Origin of the sequence: Marinococcus luteus (genome assembly GCF_034497705.1) — a bacterium.
Taxonomy (GTDB): Bacteria; Bacillota; Bacilli; order Bacillales; family Marinococcaceae; genus Marinococcus; species Marinococcus luteus_A.
Window position 1 is genome coordinate 13,798 of record NZ_JAXRUV010000014.1, and the last position, 14,954, is coordinate 28,751.

The 14,954-nt window shown below is 47.6% G+C and carries 13 protein-coding genes; 4 read left to right on the forward strand and 9 right to left on the reverse strand.

What is annotated here, in order from left to right:
* Positions 1 to 7 precede the first annotated feature (7 nt).
* Positions 8 to 310 carry a hypothetical protein gene (locus tag Q9M42_RS15205; RefSeq protein WP_322527282.1) on the reverse strand — a complete coding sequence of 101 codons (303 nt, stop codon included), beginning with the start codon at positions 308 to 310 and terminating at the stop codon, positions 8 to 10.
* 250 nt (positions 311 to 560) lie between these two features.
* Between Q9M42_RS15205 and Q9M42_RS15210 the strand changes: the two genes are divergently transcribed.
* A complete protein-coding gene (locus Q9M42_RS15210) occupies positions 561 to 1,925 on the forward strand; it encodes an alanine/glycine:cation symporter family protein (RefSeq protein WP_440972333.1) in 1,365 nt (454 codons plus the stop codon).
* A gap of 48 nt (positions 1,926 to 1,973) precedes the next feature.
* Here the strand turns inward: Q9M42_RS15210 and Q9M42_RS15215 are convergent, their stop codons facing one another.
* Positions 1,974 to 2,942, reverse strand: a complete 969-nt coding sequence (locus tag Q9M42_RS15215; RefSeq protein WP_322527284.1) for a 2-hydroxyacid dehydrogenase — start codon at positions 2,940 to 2,942, stop codon at positions 1,974 to 1,976.
* A gap of 2 nt (positions 2,943 to 2,944) precedes the next feature.
* Positions 2,945 to 3,790 (reverse strand): 50S ribosomal protein L11 methyltransferase, encoded by an 846-nt coding sequence (locus Q9M42_RS15220; protein ID WP_322527285.1) that lies wholly within the window; start codon positions 3,788 to 3,790, stop codon positions 2,945 to 2,947.
* Positions 3,791 to 4,001: 211 nt separating this feature from the next.
* On the opposite strand from Q9M42_RS15220, the gene fumC reads away from it, so the two are divergent.
* Positions 4,002 to 5,390 (forward strand): class II fumarate hydratase, encoded by a 1,389-nt coding sequence (fumC, locus tag Q9M42_RS15225; protein ID WP_322527286.1) that lies wholly within the window; start codon positions 4,002 to 4,004, stop codon positions 5,388 to 5,390.
* Positions 5,391 to 5,442: 52 nt separating this feature from the next.
* Here fumC and Q9M42_RS15230 read toward each other — a convergent pair whose 3' ends face one another.
* Entirely contained in the window at positions 5,443 to 6,675 is a 1,233-nt protein-coding gene (locus Q9M42_RS15230; RefSeq protein WP_322527287.1) for a YeeE/YedE family protein, read from the reverse strand.
* A 127-nt stretch (positions 6,676 to 6,802) separates the two neighbouring features.
* Complete coding sequence (locus Q9M42_RS15235) at positions 6,803 to 7,915, reverse strand: NADH:flavin oxidoreductase (protein ID WP_322527288.1); 1,113 nt, start codon at positions 7,913 to 7,915, stop codon at positions 6,803 to 6,805.
* Positions 7,916 to 8,121: 206 nt separating this feature from the next.
* Between Q9M42_RS15235 and Q9M42_RS15240 the strand changes: the two genes are divergently transcribed.
* Positions 8,122 to 9,501 carry a Glu/Leu/Phe/Val family dehydrogenase gene (locus Q9M42_RS15240; RefSeq protein WP_322527289.1) on the forward strand — a complete coding sequence of 460 codons (1,380 nt, stop codon included), beginning with the start codon at positions 8,122 to 8,124 and terminating at the stop codon, positions 9,499 to 9,501.
* A gap of 102 nt (positions 9,502 to 9,603) precedes the next feature.
* Here the strand turns inward: Q9M42_RS15240 and Q9M42_RS15245 are convergent, their stop codons facing one another.
* The 4 genes from Q9M42_RS15245 to Q9M42_RS15260 all read right to left on the reverse strand — a co-directional run bounded on the left by Q9M42_RS15245 (position 9,604) and on the right by Q9M42_RS15260 (position 14,145).
* Positions 9,604 to 10,266 (reverse strand): type 1 glutamine amidotransferase domain-containing protein, encoded by a 663-nt coding sequence (locus Q9M42_RS15245; protein ID WP_322527290.1) that lies wholly within the window; start codon positions 10,264 to 10,266, stop codon positions 9,604 to 9,606.
* Positions 10,267 to 10,418: 152 nt separating this feature from the next.
* Entirely contained in the window at positions 10,419 to 11,861 is a 1,443-nt protein-coding gene (locus Q9M42_RS15250; RefSeq protein ID WP_322527291.1) for a YfcC family protein, read from the reverse strand.
* A 224-nt stretch (positions 11,862 to 12,085) separates the two neighbouring features.
* Positions 12,086 to 13,561 (reverse strand): Na+/H+ antiporter NhaC family protein, encoded by a 1,476-nt coding sequence (locus tag Q9M42_RS15255; RefSeq protein ID WP_322527292.1) that lies wholly within the window; start codon positions 13,559 to 13,561, stop codon positions 12,086 to 12,088.
* Positions 13,562 to 13,722: 161 nt separating this feature from the next.
* On the reverse strand, positions 13,723 to 14,145 hold the full coding sequence (locus Q9M42_RS15260; RefSeq protein ID WP_322527293.1) for a universal stress protein: 423 nt from the start codon (positions 14,143 to 14,145) through the stop codon (positions 13,723 to 13,725).
* Positions 14,146 to 14,383: 238 nt separating this feature from the next.
* Between Q9M42_RS15260 and Q9M42_RS15265 the strand changes: the two genes are divergently transcribed.
* Positions 14,384 to 14,851, forward strand: a complete 468-nt coding sequence (locus Q9M42_RS15265) for an NUDIX hydrolase (protein ID WP_322527294.1) — start codon at positions 14,384 to 14,386, stop codon at positions 14,849 to 14,851.
* Positions 14,852 to 14,954 lie beyond the last annotated feature (103 nt).

Sequence of the window (14,954 nt, forward strand, 5' to 3'; positions counted from 1 at the left end):
TTCTGTCTTACGAAAAACCGTTTAATGGACCGGTTCCCACAAGCGTTACTACGTCTTCATTAGCCACGCCTGCATTATCAAGTGCTTCCACCGATACTAGGCCGTACATGCTTCCTTTATCGGTTTCGAATGTTAAATGCTTCTTTTCGTTATTTTTTAAGGCATCTGTGAAGAAACGCTGATTATCGACGCCGTACAGCTTCACTTCCCAATCCTCTCCGTTATCATCACGAACCTCTAATTCACCGTCCGTATAATGGAGCTGTTCCTTATCATCTGTAAAAACTTCATCTACTTTTAATTTTTTCATTGTCTAGTCCTCCTTCATCCGATTACGTCTACCTATACGAATGCCCGAATCTTTTCTCCCTAAAACATCATATTTTAAATCCTTTAAAGAAATTGATGCTCTCCTTCTTCGAAAATTTTCATAATTTTTACAAAACATATACCAAATTTATTGTTTTTATAGTAAACTTTTCTAACAAACTGTTCACGTCTTTATCACATCTTATGTACAGTTACATTATGGAAAGGAGTTGTTACATATGTCAGGTTTTATGAACAGCGTTGAAGAATTACTAACCACCATCAGCGACATTGTGTGGGGGCCGCCATTTTTAATTCTTATTTTGGGAACAGGTATCTTTTTAACGATTCGTTTAGGGTTTTTGCAATTTTCTACTCTTCCTTACGCCTTAAAGCTTGCCTTTTCCAAGCAGGACAAAAAATCAGAGGGGGATATTTCCCATTTTCAATCGCTAATGACCGCTCTGGCAGCTACTGTCGGAACTGGTAACATCGCCGGTGTTGCTACAGCGGTAGTAATTGGCGGCCCTGGTGCTGTCTTCTGGATGTGGATCAGCGCACTCTTTGGGATGGCCACAAAATACGGAGAAGCTATTCTGGCGGTTAAGTACCGGGTACAGGATGAACGGGGCCGCATGGCCGGCGGCCCTATGTATTACATAGAAAAAGGGCTCGGATGGAAATGGCTGGCCGTCCTGTTTGCCGTATTCGCTGCGATTGCCGCATTCGGAATCGGTAACACCGTTCAATCCAACTCCGTGGCCGATGTGCTGGATTCCAACTGGAACGTGCCTACCTGGATCACCGGAATTGTGCTCAGTATTTTAACAGGGGTTGTAATTCTTGGCGGCATTAAATCCATCGGCCGGGTCGTTTCATTTATTGTACCGATTATGGCTGTCTTTTATGTGGTTGGCGGTCTCGTAGTCATTTTAGGTAACATCGATCTCGTTCCTGCTGCAGTCGGCTCAATCGTTTCCGATGCATTTACCGGTCAGGCTGCAGCCGGCGGGGCCGTAGGAGTTGTAATTCAGTACGGGGTGGCCCGCGGGGTTTTCTCCAACGAAGCAGGCCTTGGTTCTGCACCAATTGCAGCAGCCGCAGCCCGTACCGACTATCCGGGCCGGCAGGCTCTTGTCTCCATGACCCAGGTTTTTATTGATACAATCATTATTTGTTCCATTACCGGTATTTCTCTCGTGATGGGCCAAAGCTTTGTGAGTGGTGACTTAGACGGGGCTCCGCTGACTGCCGCCACATTTGAACACTTTTTAGGACCGGCCGGAAGCATTATTGTCTCTGTAGGACTCATTTTCTTCGCCTATTCTACTATTTTGGGCTGGTCCTACTACGGAGAACGTTGTATTTATTATCTTTTCAAAACGTATAAGGCTGTTTTTGCCTATCGCGTTGTTTTCGTTATCGCTGTATTCTTTGGTGCTGTAGTCCAGTTCGGAATTGTCTGGTCGCTTGCAGACACGATGAACGGTCTGATGGCAGCTCCAAACCTGATCGCTCTGCTGGGGCTTTCCGGAGTCATCACCGCGGAAACGGTTCGCTTCCGCAAAAGAATGAAGGAAGAAAAGAATGGTACAGCAACCTGGAACAAGTCATAATACAATTAAAGCATCTCGCGCGCCCGTTTCAGGCGCGCGAGATGCTTTTTATGTTCCAGGCACTTCATGCGTTAACGGCAGTCCATGGAGACCCTGTAAAATATGGTCTGCAGTCATATCCGCCATCTGCCGGCGTGTTTTTTCACTGGCACTGCCAATATGCGGGAGCGCCACAACGTTTGGAAGGCTGAGAAGAGGATGGTCTGCACCGATTGGTTCGTGTTCAAAGACATCCAGACCGGCGCTGAAAATTTCTCCGTTTTGGAGCGCATTCACCAGTGCCTCCTCATCCACAGTCGTCCCTCTCGAGGTGTTAATAAATACAGCTGTTTTTTTCATTTTAAGAAAAGCTTCCGCGTTGATCAGTTTTTCTGTTTCGGGTGTGGCTGGAGCGAGCACGCATATAAAGTCAGCCTGTCCCAAAAGTTCATCCAGCTCAGCGTATACAGCACCAGTCCGCTCTTCTGCTTCCCGCTTCCGCGAGCGATTATGATAAAGTATGTTCATATCAAAACCGCCAGCCCGTTTAGCCACAGCTTCTCCAATACGTCCCATGCCGATAATCCCCAGGGTGGCACCGTAAATATCCTGTCCCGTAAATGCAAACGGCGCCCAGGACCCCCATTCATTTTTCCGGACAGTATCCATGGCCTCCGGCAGTCTCCTCGCTGCGGCCATCAATAAAGCAAAAGTGAGATCCGCGGTCGTTTCTGTCAGCACCCCCGGAGTATGGGCCACTTTAACCCCCTGTTCGTCTGCCGCTTCCAGGTCAATGTTATTATATCCCACTGCCATTGTCGCTATTACTTTCAACCGCGGTGCCTGCTCAATAACGTTTCTCGTCACCGGCTCCGATACGGTACAGAACAGACCATCTGCTTCCGCTGTTCTCCGGATTAATTCCTCTTCCGGCACCGATTCGTTTTTATTCCATACATCTACTGTAGCTTCCTGTTCAAGCTTTTCCATCAGCCAGTGGGGCATTGGTCTTGTAATAAAAACATGTGGTTTTGTCATTTTCAGCCTCTCCTTTGAAATAATATAGTGTGCCATTCATTCGTCTGTTTGTACCAGACATCTTCATAATTTTTATTCCAAAATGCTTCTTTCACCCGCTCCACTGACCAGTCCACTAGTCCGGATACTACAATCTGCTGAGGAAGAACCTCTATGGAACCAGCCCGTTCGAGCCAACGCACCGCAATATCCGCCCCAATATTGATGATGGCTATATCGTATGCTTCGTATGGAAAGCCTGAGTCGACGACGTTCTGTTCGTACACCTTAATTCGATTTTCTACTCTGTTTAACACTGCATGCTGTTCTACTTCCCGCGTTACCGGCTCCATGTCATAGGCATCCACCTGCATGCCTTTTTTTGCAAGAGCAATCGACAGTACCCCGCTTCCCGTGCCGATGTCTGCAGCCCTCTTCCCTTCCATACGGGTGACAATACATTCGAGAGCGTCCCTTGTTGTTTCATGGATACCTGTACCAAATGCACCCTGCGGATCAAGCCGTAATTGCCGTTCTCCCTGCTTCTCCTGAAACGGAGGATACACAAGCTCCCATCCGTTCGCCAGTCTGACGTTTCCGTAGGAAGACTCTGTCCACTCCGGCGGCTCCCATTCGTGAAAATCGAAAGCATGCACTCCAAGCATCCGGCTTAATTCTTCTTTAGACGTGTTTTCCACATAGACATACAGCCTGCTTTTTCCCCCACTGCTGAATTCGTATGTATAACCGTCTTCGTCCTTCATTGTCTGTATGGCTTCATCAACATAAAATGTATAAATGTCATGCTCGTAGAGCCGCAGGCTCCACGCTTCGTTATCCCCGGATGGGACTTCCAGTGAGTACCACATGCCAGCTGCCTCCTTTTCGTAAAAATTATAGCAAAACTACTGTCCATGCAACATTCATTTTTCTTGTTTCGTTTCCGTCTGCCCTGCCCGGACGATGAAATTAGTATTTCTCCTTTGAAAAGCCTTTCTTTTTTTAAAAATGTTCTTTAATCTAGAGGAAGAGTGCTTACTCTATTTACCTTATTGATACTAGTAGGAGGTCGACCTATCGATGGACTATCGCGTAGAAAAAGATACACTTGGAGACATGCACGTACCTAAGGACAAACACTGGGGAGCACAGACCCAGCGCAGCCTGGAAAACTTTAAAATTGGTCAGGAAACTATGCCAATCGACGTCGTACATGCCTTTGCTATTTTAAAACGCTCTGCGGCTCTTGCCAACAAACGCCTGGATAAACTTGAAGCGGAAAAGGCAGATGCGATCGTCGAAGCGTGCGACGAAGTTCTTTCCGGAAAACTCGACGACCACTTTCCGCTCGTTGTCTGGCAAACCGGAAGCGGTACCCAGTCGAATATGAATATGAACGAAGTAGTGGCCCGCCGCGCCTCCCAGCTGCTCGAAGAAAAAGGATCTTCCCAGAGCGTGCATCCAAACGATGATGTCAACCGTTCCCAAAGCTCAAATGACACCTTTCCAACAGCAATGCACGTAGCTGCTGTGCAAAAGGTGGAGGACCAGCTTCTGCCTGCCGTGGAAGCGCTTCGTGCGACCCTTGAGAACAAAATGAATGCATTTGAACATGTAATTAAAATTGGCCGCACGCATCTTCAGGATGCCACCCCGCTTACGCTCGGCCAGGAGGTCAGCGGCTGGCACCGGATGCTTGAGCGTTCAGCTGAAATGATTACAGAAAGCATCGACCATGTGAAAGACCTTGCGATCGGCGGAACAGCTGTAGGTACAGGCATTAATGCCCACCCAAAATTCGGTGAATATGTAGCCGAAGAAATCAGTGTCTATACCGGCAAATCCTTCCGCTCGGCTCCAAACAAATTTCACGCCCTTACCAGCCACGATGAAATTTCATATGCGCACGGGGCATTAAAAGCCCTCGCAGCAGACGCCATGAAAATTGCAAACGATGTTCGCTGGCTTGCAAGCGGTCCCCGCTGTGGTATTGGCGAAATTTCCATCCCGGCAAATGAACCAGGAAGCTCTATTATGCCTGGAAAAGTAAACCCGACCCAGAGCGAAGCATTAACTATGGTTGCAGCGCAGGTAATGGGCAACGACGCTACGATCGGTTTTGCTGCCAGCCAGGGTAATTTTGAACTCAACGTGTTCAAGCCGGTTATTGTTTATAATTTCCTGCAGTCAAGCTACCTGCTTGCTGATGCGCTCGTTTCCTTTAATGAGAAATGTGCAGTCGGCATTGAAGAAAACCAGGAACGCATTGATGCGCATCTGCGTAATTCCCTGATGCTCGTCACAGCGCTGAACCCCCACATTGGGTACGAAAACGCGGCGAAAATTGCTAAATCCGCCCATGCTAACGGACAGACACTGAAGGAAGCCGTGCTTGAAAGCGGCATGTTAAATGAAGAAGAGTTTGAATTGATCGTCGATCCGGCGAAAATGGTCTCCCCGAGTGAATAAAAATGATAAAAAAAGTGCCTCCCAGTCAACAAACAACCTGGGCGGCACTTTTTTATTTTTCCACTCGTTTTCCATCTTCGTAACGATACAGCGGCAGCCGGTGACTAATGTAGTAGGCAGTATACACACCAAGTACGGCCATGACGAGCCATATCCACGCATGCAGGCTGAACGAGGCGATACCGCTAAAATACGCCCCAATGTTGGCACCGAATGAAATACTTGCACCGTATCCCATCAGCCCTCCCCCAACCAGGGCAATTAAAGCAACCCGCAGGGGGATTCCCGAAAACCGGATTTGGCGGTTCATGGCCAGAGTTACTACAGTTCCCAGAATGACACCGAAATTAATAATACTCATGGAATCCATCAGCACCGATTGATGAAGAGCAACAAACTGATCCTGTTCAAACCAGTATGTCCATTCGCTCACGTTCATTCCAAGAGCCTGTGCTATCTTCGCTCCCCATAAGGAAAAAGAAGCAGTCAGCTTCCACGGCTCTCCCTGCACGAGAAAAATAAGTGCATTTAATACTGCCAGCATAACAGCACCTACCCACAGGGGCCAGGAGCCGAAAATAATTCGGCTCCAACTTGTGGCTGAAGGCAGCGGCGGGAGCGTAGGAGGCCTTTTTCGCTTTTTATGCACATACGAGCCAAAAGCAACCAACCCGAGAAAAACAATCTGAATCACCCAGGCCCACATGTAACCAATCCCCGTATTTACTGCCAGCGATACCGGCTCAAACGAAGGAAGGGACGTGTTCCAAAAGCCAAAATGGGCGGCTCCCGCCACTGCCCCCGTCATAAAGCCGGCCAGCGTGCAGATTAAAGCAGTTCGGCCGCCCTCTGCTTCGTAAAATGAAGAGGGGGCAAGGCCACTGCCTATTTCCATGCCAAAGCCGAAAATGAACGCTCCCGCTATCAATCCCACGCTCACCGCGGAAAGCGCCGGTACCGGGACGGTTCCAAACAAAGCCGGCCTGATAATAAAAAAAGCAGCTGAAAAAGTTGATACGAGAATGAGCATCAGCATATGAGCCCGCAGCATTTCTGTATTGCCTTTTTCAATAATCTGCCGATAGACTGCCGAGAAGCCGAAACGGGCGTGGAAAAGGGAAAAGCCAAGAAAAAAACCAATCCAGAGCAGAATAACATACTGCCACCCTGATATCTGGTAGGACACGAGTGAAAGCGCAAGAATGACCAATAAGCATATTAGCGAAAAGATATTTTGTGGATTTTTTAAAACAGACGTTTCTGCCACGGTGTTCGTTTTTTTCATTCATTTCTCCTGACTGGACCTGTATTAGAACCCTATTCTTCTTTTCCCTCACCTTAATGATTCACACATCTGTTAGAAAAAATCCCCGGCAGCGGCCGGGGATTTCATGATTTACTGATAATCGTATTTAATACAGCTCGCTTAATGCGTCTTTAGTGAACGGCACCAGATCTTCCGTTCGGCCCTCCTGCATCTTTTTGGCCCATGCCGGATCCGTTAACAGCGGACGCCCAACTGCGACCAGGTCAAATTCATCATTTTCGAGCCGGTTGACTAATTCTTGAATATCATCGTTTTCTGCTCTTTCAAAGCTTGTAAAAACACCATTCAGCCCTACAGACCCTACCGTCACAGAAGGCTTACCGGTTAAATATTTCGTCCAGCCGGCAAGATTTAAAGAAGAACCGTCAAATTCCGGCTCCCAGAAGCGGCGGGTTGAACAGTGAAAGACGTCTACGCCTGCTTTAGACAGCGGCTCCAGGAAGCGGGCCAGTTCGTCTGCCGTGTCTGCAAGCTTCGCTTCAAAGTCAGACATTTTCCACTGCGAAAACCGGAAGAAGATAGGAAAATCTTCACCTACAGCCCGGCGGCATGCTTCAATTACTTCAACCGCAAACCGTGTCCGTTCGACAAAATCCCCGCCGTACTGATCTGTACGCTTATTGGTTTGCTCCCAGAAAAACTGGTCAATCAGATACCCGTGGGCGCCGTGGATTTCAATGCCATCAAAGCCAATACGCTTCGCCGCTGCTGCAGCGTCTGCATAAGCCTGCACCAGCTCCTCAATTTCTTCCACTGTCAGCGGCTTTGATACAGCTTCCCCGCTTAAAGCTAAACCGGAAGGTCCAATCGGCATAGCCTCAGAGTTCGGCTCTGCCCCTACCGGTCGTGTCATGCCTACGTGCCAGAGCTGGGGAATGATTTTCCCTCCCGCTTCATGTACTGCCTCTACAACCTTCCCCCATCCTTCGAGGGCTTTTTCACCGTAAAAGGCCGGTACTCCCGGGTCTTCCACGCTGGCAGGGTGATTGATACCAGTTCCTTCTGTCACAATCAGTCCTACGTTATTTTCAGCCCGACGCCGGTAATAAGCTACCACGTCTTCATTTGGTACACCGCCCGGCGAAAACCCTCTTGTCATCGGCGCCATTACTGTTCTGTTTTCAAGATGCAGATCTTTTATTTGAAAGGATTCAAATAAAGGAGCTGCCGCTTGCTGGTTCGATGTTTCCTCTGTCATTATTACGACTTCCTTTCTACTGCTACAAATTATAAGTAATATTCAAAAATCAGTATGCACGCATCGTTTTTCCAAAAGCAACTTATCCGCTCAAAAACGATTCTTTTTGATGTCAATTTCCCCGAATCCGTTTGTAGTCTTCTGAAAAGTGGTATTCTCTACTAGAACTACTTACATAGGCATAAATACCTTAAGGAGGACGTAATATGTCAGATAAAGCGACGAAGATTATTCAGGAATCGCTCGATGCACTGATGCAGGATGAGACTTTCCTGCCCGACTATGAAGGACAGGAGCGTGAAACGGCCTTTTCTTCTCTTATTTCCATCCTTTCCACTCCCAATCATGTACACAAATCGTTTCTTCGCGTTCCCCTTCAAAACGGCGAAGTAGTTCGTTTGGAGGCATACCGGGTCCAGCATAACGACACTATGGGACCTTACAAAGGCGGTATCCGTTTTCACGAAAGCGTCGATGAAGACGAAGTATCCTCCCTTGCTTCTCTTATGACTATTAAAAATGCCCTTCATGATGTGCCATTTGGCGGCGGCAAGGGTGGCATCAGCATTAATCCAAAGGAGTTCAGCAAAAAGGAATTAAACCTTGTGTGCAAAAAATACGTGCAGTATTTCAACGATGTAATTGGGCCGGACAAAGACATCCCCGCTCCCGACGCTGGCTCAAGCGCCAGGGAGATGGACTGGATGATGGCTGAATACAAAAATATCAACCCCGGCATTCCTTACCGTGGAAGCTTCACGGGAAAAAGCGTTAAAAACAGCGGTTCCCTTGGCAGGAGAGAAGCGACCGGGAAAGGAGTTTATTTCACTTTACGATACCTGCTGCATGACTTTCTGAAAAACCGGCGCGATGAGTTCCAGACTTCGGAAAATAAATTTTTCAAAACCGCGCTTGAATTTTACGGCCGGCCGCTTTCTATAGCCGTACAGGGCTTCGGAAATGTGGGTTCAGTTACCGCCATGCAGGCGTATAACTGTGACTATCTCGATACGAAAGTGGTTTCCGTTAGCGATCAAAACGTCACGCTGTACAATGCAGACGGCCTCGACGTCCCTGCTCTTCTCGATTTCTCCAACGATCATGACGGTGATCTTCCTACTACGGACGCTGAGATTCATGATCTTGGTATCAGTGCGGAAGTGCGGGACCGTGACGATATTCTTTCTCTTGAAGTAGACGCTTTATTTTTCGCTGCTCTCGGCGGAGTCATTCATAAAGATAATGTGCAGGATGTTAAAGCCTCTATCCTTATAGAAGGCGCCAACTCTCCTATCACTTCCGAAGCTGATGCCATTTTGGCTGAACAGGGGGTCGTCATTATCCCTGATATCCTTGCCAACGCCGGCGGTGTTATCGTATCTTATTCCGAATGGCTGCAGGGACGGGAAACGTTGTATTATTCTGAAGAGCAGGTCACAAAGATTTTGTACGATAAAATGAAAGAAACAATGGACCGCGTGCTTCCGGAGTTTTTCGGCGATCCATTCGCTCTCCGTCAGAACTGCTATATTCATTCCATCACATCACTTTGTACAATGCTTCATATTCGCGGAAAATTATATTAATTCAACAAATGAAGGCCGTGCGGAAGCCGCACCGCCTTTTCCATAAAAATGCCCCGGTCTCCAACGCAGTTGGAAAGGCCGGGGCTCTTTTTACAGCTAGCATTAGCTGCCTAGTTTTTGAACAAATTCTTTAGCTACGGCTTCTGTTGATTGCGGATTTTGTCCAGTAATTAGGAAACCATCGGATTCCACGTGTTCGGTCCAGTTTGGGGCCGTAACGAATTCGGCTCCAAGGTCACGCAGACGGCTTTCAAGCAGAAACGGCATGTGTGCCGTAAGGCCGGTGTCTTCTTCCTCAGAGTCCGTAAAAGCGTTCACCCGCTTACCGGAAACAAGCGGCTCTCCGTTTGAAAGAGTAACGTTAACCAGGGCCGCCGGTCCGTGGCAGACCGAAGCAACGTATTTGTCCGCTTCATAAAATTCACGGATCAGCTCCTGGACTTTTTGACTTTCCGGGAGGTCAAACATCGCGCCATGCCCTCCAGGAATAAAAATGGCATCAAAATCTGAAGCAGAAACGGTATCCACCTTTACTGTCTCTTCAAGGTATTTTTCTGCATCAAGAATTTCCTGGCGTGTTTCCTGCTGCACGCTTCCTTCATCAATCGGCGGCTTACCGCCATCTACACTTGCGATAGTAACGTTGTAGCCTTTGTTTTGAAATTCAATATATGCTTCCGCAAATTCGGAAAGCCATATGCCTGTTTTTGCTTCATTGTTCACTTTGGAATGACTTGTTACTACCATTAATACGTTTTTTGCCATGACAATTGTCACCCTTTCCACATTTACCTTCTGATTTAGCATAAAGGAAGGTAAAGATGCTTTTCCTTTCTCATCTTTTCAAACATCCTCTAAGCTGTTGCAGAATCTATTCTAACTATATCCGACAGCCATGCAAAGTAAACTGCTCACACTCAGCCATTCCACTGCAGCAACTGGGCCCCTGTTAAAAAGATAATCGCGATACCCATCCAGATGAGAAGGAGTGGAAAATAAAATTTCACCCATTTGTGCCAAGGCACGCCGGCAAGCGCGAGGGTGGCCATGAAATAACCGGAAGTAGGGAAAATAATATTACCTAAGCCGTCCCCCAGCTGATAAGCAAGTACTGAGGTCTGCCGTGTCACTCCAACAAGGTCCGAAAGCGGAGCCATGATCGGCATTGTTACGAGCGCCTGGCCGCTTCCTGACGGAACCAGAAAGTTAAATAAAAATTGAATAACAAACATTCCGACAGCGCTGAGTACAACCGGCATACCGCTTACTGCTGTGCCCAGGCCATGGACAATGGTATCCATAATCTGTCCTTCCTCCATCACTACGGCTACCGCTCTTGCTACACCAACAATCATAGCCCCGACCAGCACGTCCCGAAAGCCTTCATTGAAACCATCGCATACCTGAGTCGGTGTTAGCCCTGCAATCATACCGACCACGATGCCCATTATGATAAACAATCCAGCCATTTCAAGCATGAACCAACCTTGGGCGAGTACTCCGTAAACGAGTATTCCAAAAAATATGAAAATAAATGCGGAAGCAATTTTCTGACGTTTCTGAAAAGTATAAGTTGTTGTATCATCCGTATGCAGATATAATGCTCGTTTTTCTTCGTCCTCTTCATAGGTTAGGCTCATTTCCGGCCGCTGTTTTACTTTTCTTGCGTACCTGATCACCCAAAGAACTCCGATAACAGCCAGTGTAAGGAATAAGGCAATACGCAGCCCGAGCCCTGAATACAGAGGTACGTCTGCTACCTGCTGGCCAAGCCCAGTGTTAATGGGATTAAGAAAGCCGGCCGTAAAACCTGCAGTAGTAGCAATTAGCGCAATAGCCGCTGCGGTCACCGAGTCGTATTTTAAGGCAATCATCAGCGGTAAAATAACAGGAACGTATACAAGACTAAGCTCCTGGGTGCCGATCAGGCTGCATATGAAAGCAAAAACAAACATTAGTACAGGCACTACCGCAAGGCTTTTGTTTGAAAATCTCCGCGTTAAACGATCCACGGCAACTTCAATAATACCGGTGCGGCGAAGCACCATGAACATACCGCCAATCACAAAGGTGAAAAATACTACTTCAGCTGCAGCGACTAGTCCATTCGGTACCGCAAGCATAAAATCAACGATTCCTATCGGATCTGAAGCAATCTGCTGGTAAGAATCAGGATCAATCGTCGTTCTTCCTTCCGGCCCGGGTACTTCCTCAAATGTCCCGGCAGGAACTATGTAGGTAGCTATTGCTGCTAATGCAGTGAAAATGAATAAGATAACGTAAATATGCGGCATGTGAAACCTGTGCTTTTTTTCAGGCTGCGGCTGCTGCATTTCCATCTCTTCTGTGCGATCTTTCATTTATTCTCCACCTTTTTTAAATTTCTTACGTTTTATATTAGAGAATTCAAAGGCAGAGTTCATTGGTTATTCTGATTCAAATTGGAAACTTTTTTCGTGCATTTTCACTAATTTTTTTCATTCTGATATTGTTTTTTCGCAGATAATATAACAACAGCCTCGGCTTTTTCAAAATTTCCCTTTAAACAAAACAAAGCGCGCTGCCAAAGCAGCACACTTTTGGTTTATTCCGAAGGACGTTCGCGGAGTTCTTCTCCGTTCTTTCCTTCATAACGACGCCCCCATCCGGTAATCGCTGCAAGCAGCATGATTAAGACGAGAAACCACCCCTGGAAGACGAAAGGAAATACTGCAGTAGGCTCGACCACCGGCAGCCAATTGTACTGCTCCTGCATCGTCTGGATCGTAGACCAGCCAAGAAGCACCGGAGCTCCCCACGGGAAAATGTAACCGAGCGCCGATGTTACCGCATCAAGCAGGTTCGCCCGGCGGTAACGGTGAATCCTGTACTTTTCCCCGATATCCCGGACAAACGGAGCCGCTGCAATTTCTGCAGCCGTGTTAATGGTAATGGAACTGTTCAAGAGAGCTACTATACCCCACATGGACAGCTCTGCCCGACGTACAGAATTTTTAATCCAGCGCACCAGGCCGTTGGTAATCGCCTGCATCGTTCCGCCGAGTCTCATCAAATAAGCTGCCGCCACAATTAATAAAATCAAAATGGCCATGTTCACATAGCCGGTGATACCTTCGATTAACGCCCCTTCGACTACCGCATCCGCTTCAGGGTTAAAACGAATAATATCCGAAAATGAACCCAGACCGGAAATGACGATTAACGGAATGGCAGATACAATTCCCCATGTTAACGAAGTAATTAAATGCTGGCCGGATAATGCCAATATAAGCACGAGCAGAAATGGCAGAAGCATGATTAGGCCGCCCGGCGAAACGTCTTCCACCACGTTTGCCGAAGAAACGCCGGAGACTGCATCGCCGTCTCCTCCACCGAAGACTGCAAACAATACTGCACTTGGAATGGCTGCAGCGATCGCGTACTTGAACCGGCTTCTTACTACACCCGGCACGTCCGCATTCTGCGTCGTTGCGGAAACGATTGTCGTATCAGAAACCGGCGCAAGATTGTCGCCAAACACTGCACCGGCAAGTATCGCAGCGAACAGCATTACCGGATCTGCCCCTGTAGCTACTCCGGCTGGAAACATCAGTGTACAAAACGCCACGGTCGTACCATAGCCGGTGCCGACTGCTGTAGAAAAGACTGCAGCAAGCAGAAATGTTACTGCGGTGAACAGGCCGCCTGTCACGCCTGTTGCTATCCCTGTCCAGACGAGCCCTTCTACCAAACCGCCTACCTGAAGCACCTGGGCAAACATTCCCGCATAAAACCAGGCTACCATGGCGATAACGCCAATCGGCTGCGCCAGACCGTCAAACAGGCCCTGGGCGTAGTCAGCCCAACGGCTTTTACAAAACAGCATGCCAAGGGTCAGTCCGATGACTGCCCCCATTACCAGTCCAATCTCAGAGGACAGCTGAAGAACACTGGTAGTAATCGCCCAGACTACAAAAAACAACAATGGCACTGCAGCTCCAAAAGCCCCAAGCCTGAAATCCAATTTTTCGATAGATTTTGCCCCTACAGCTCTCTCTAACTTTTCTTCTTGTTCTGCCATGTGGAAAACTCCTATGTATATTATTTATTCAGCACGAAAACCATTCTACCACTCCTCTGCCTGTTTGTAATGGACAAACGTACGCCTTGAAAAGAATTTCGCAAATAATAAAGCCGCCCGTAAAAATGGCAGCTTTTTAACAGTATTTTAGTACGGCACATTTATTTTACAACAAGCACAGGATGCCGGATCTGCTCCACAATTTTTCTGCTGACGCTGCCGATAACCATTTTCTGCAACGGATTCAGCCCTCTGCTTCCGACAACAACACAATCAAATTCATATTCGTTCGCGTATTCACTAATAGCCGCTGCCGGATCCCCGTGAAGCACCACTTTTTCTACTCTTACTCCTTCTGCGCTCAGTCGTTCGACCGCCGGCTGCAGAATTTCTTCTTCATTCTGCTGCTTAATGTATAATTCATGCTCACTCAGCCGGTTTGATTTCGGCTGCGCGGAGTTAGTAGCGTAAACTACCTCCACATAGACTTCGGAAAGCTCCGGCGCAATGCTTTCAATCGCTTTTTCCACCGCACGGGCAGAGTGATCGGAACCGTCTACTGCAATTAACAGTCGTTTAAACATACAAGTATCCCCCTGTTACTTCGCTATCGATTTCATGCTTTTAATTTACTGTTCCCGATTTCCATCCAGTTTATACGGCATTTGTCCTGCAATGCCGGCAACATTTATTCACATCCAAGCTTTATTGATTCTTTCACTTTAACATACCATATTTTCACGTATGAATATTGATACTGCTTTTCTCCTGGCCATATTTTCATGATATGGTAGAGAAAACACAACGGAGAGGGAGTTTCATGTGGGGTATGTAGAAAACCTAAGACGGCTCGTTGGAAAAGAAACAGTGATTCTCGTGGGAGCTATTGTTATTGCAGAAAACGATGAAGGCCGTATTTTGCTGCAGGAAAGAACCAATCCCCCGGGCAGCTGGAGCTTTCCCGGAGGCTTAATGGAGCTCGGGGAGGCTGCCGAAGAAACAGCAGTCCGGGAGACCCTGGAAGAAACAGGTCTCCACGCCCGCGGCCTCCGACTTTTTAATGTTTACTCCGGGGAGGATACGTTTGTGATTGCACCGAACGGGGACCCTTTTTACTGTGTGATTATCGCCTACACCGCTGATCATTTGGAAGGTACTATTCAGCCCGATCCCAACGAGTCAGCCTCGGTGGATTTTTTGGATCCTGAAGCCCTCCCTGAAACAATCGTAGACGGCCAGCAGGCGGTTATGAAGGAGTACCTGCACAGCAGGCATTCAATTGATACGTAAAGAAGCACGCCTTTTCCTGTTGGAATAGGCGTGCTCAGATTGTAGACAAAGGCCTCCGAAATTCATTTTCGGAGGCCTTTGTTTGTGCCATTGAGGGAAAAAG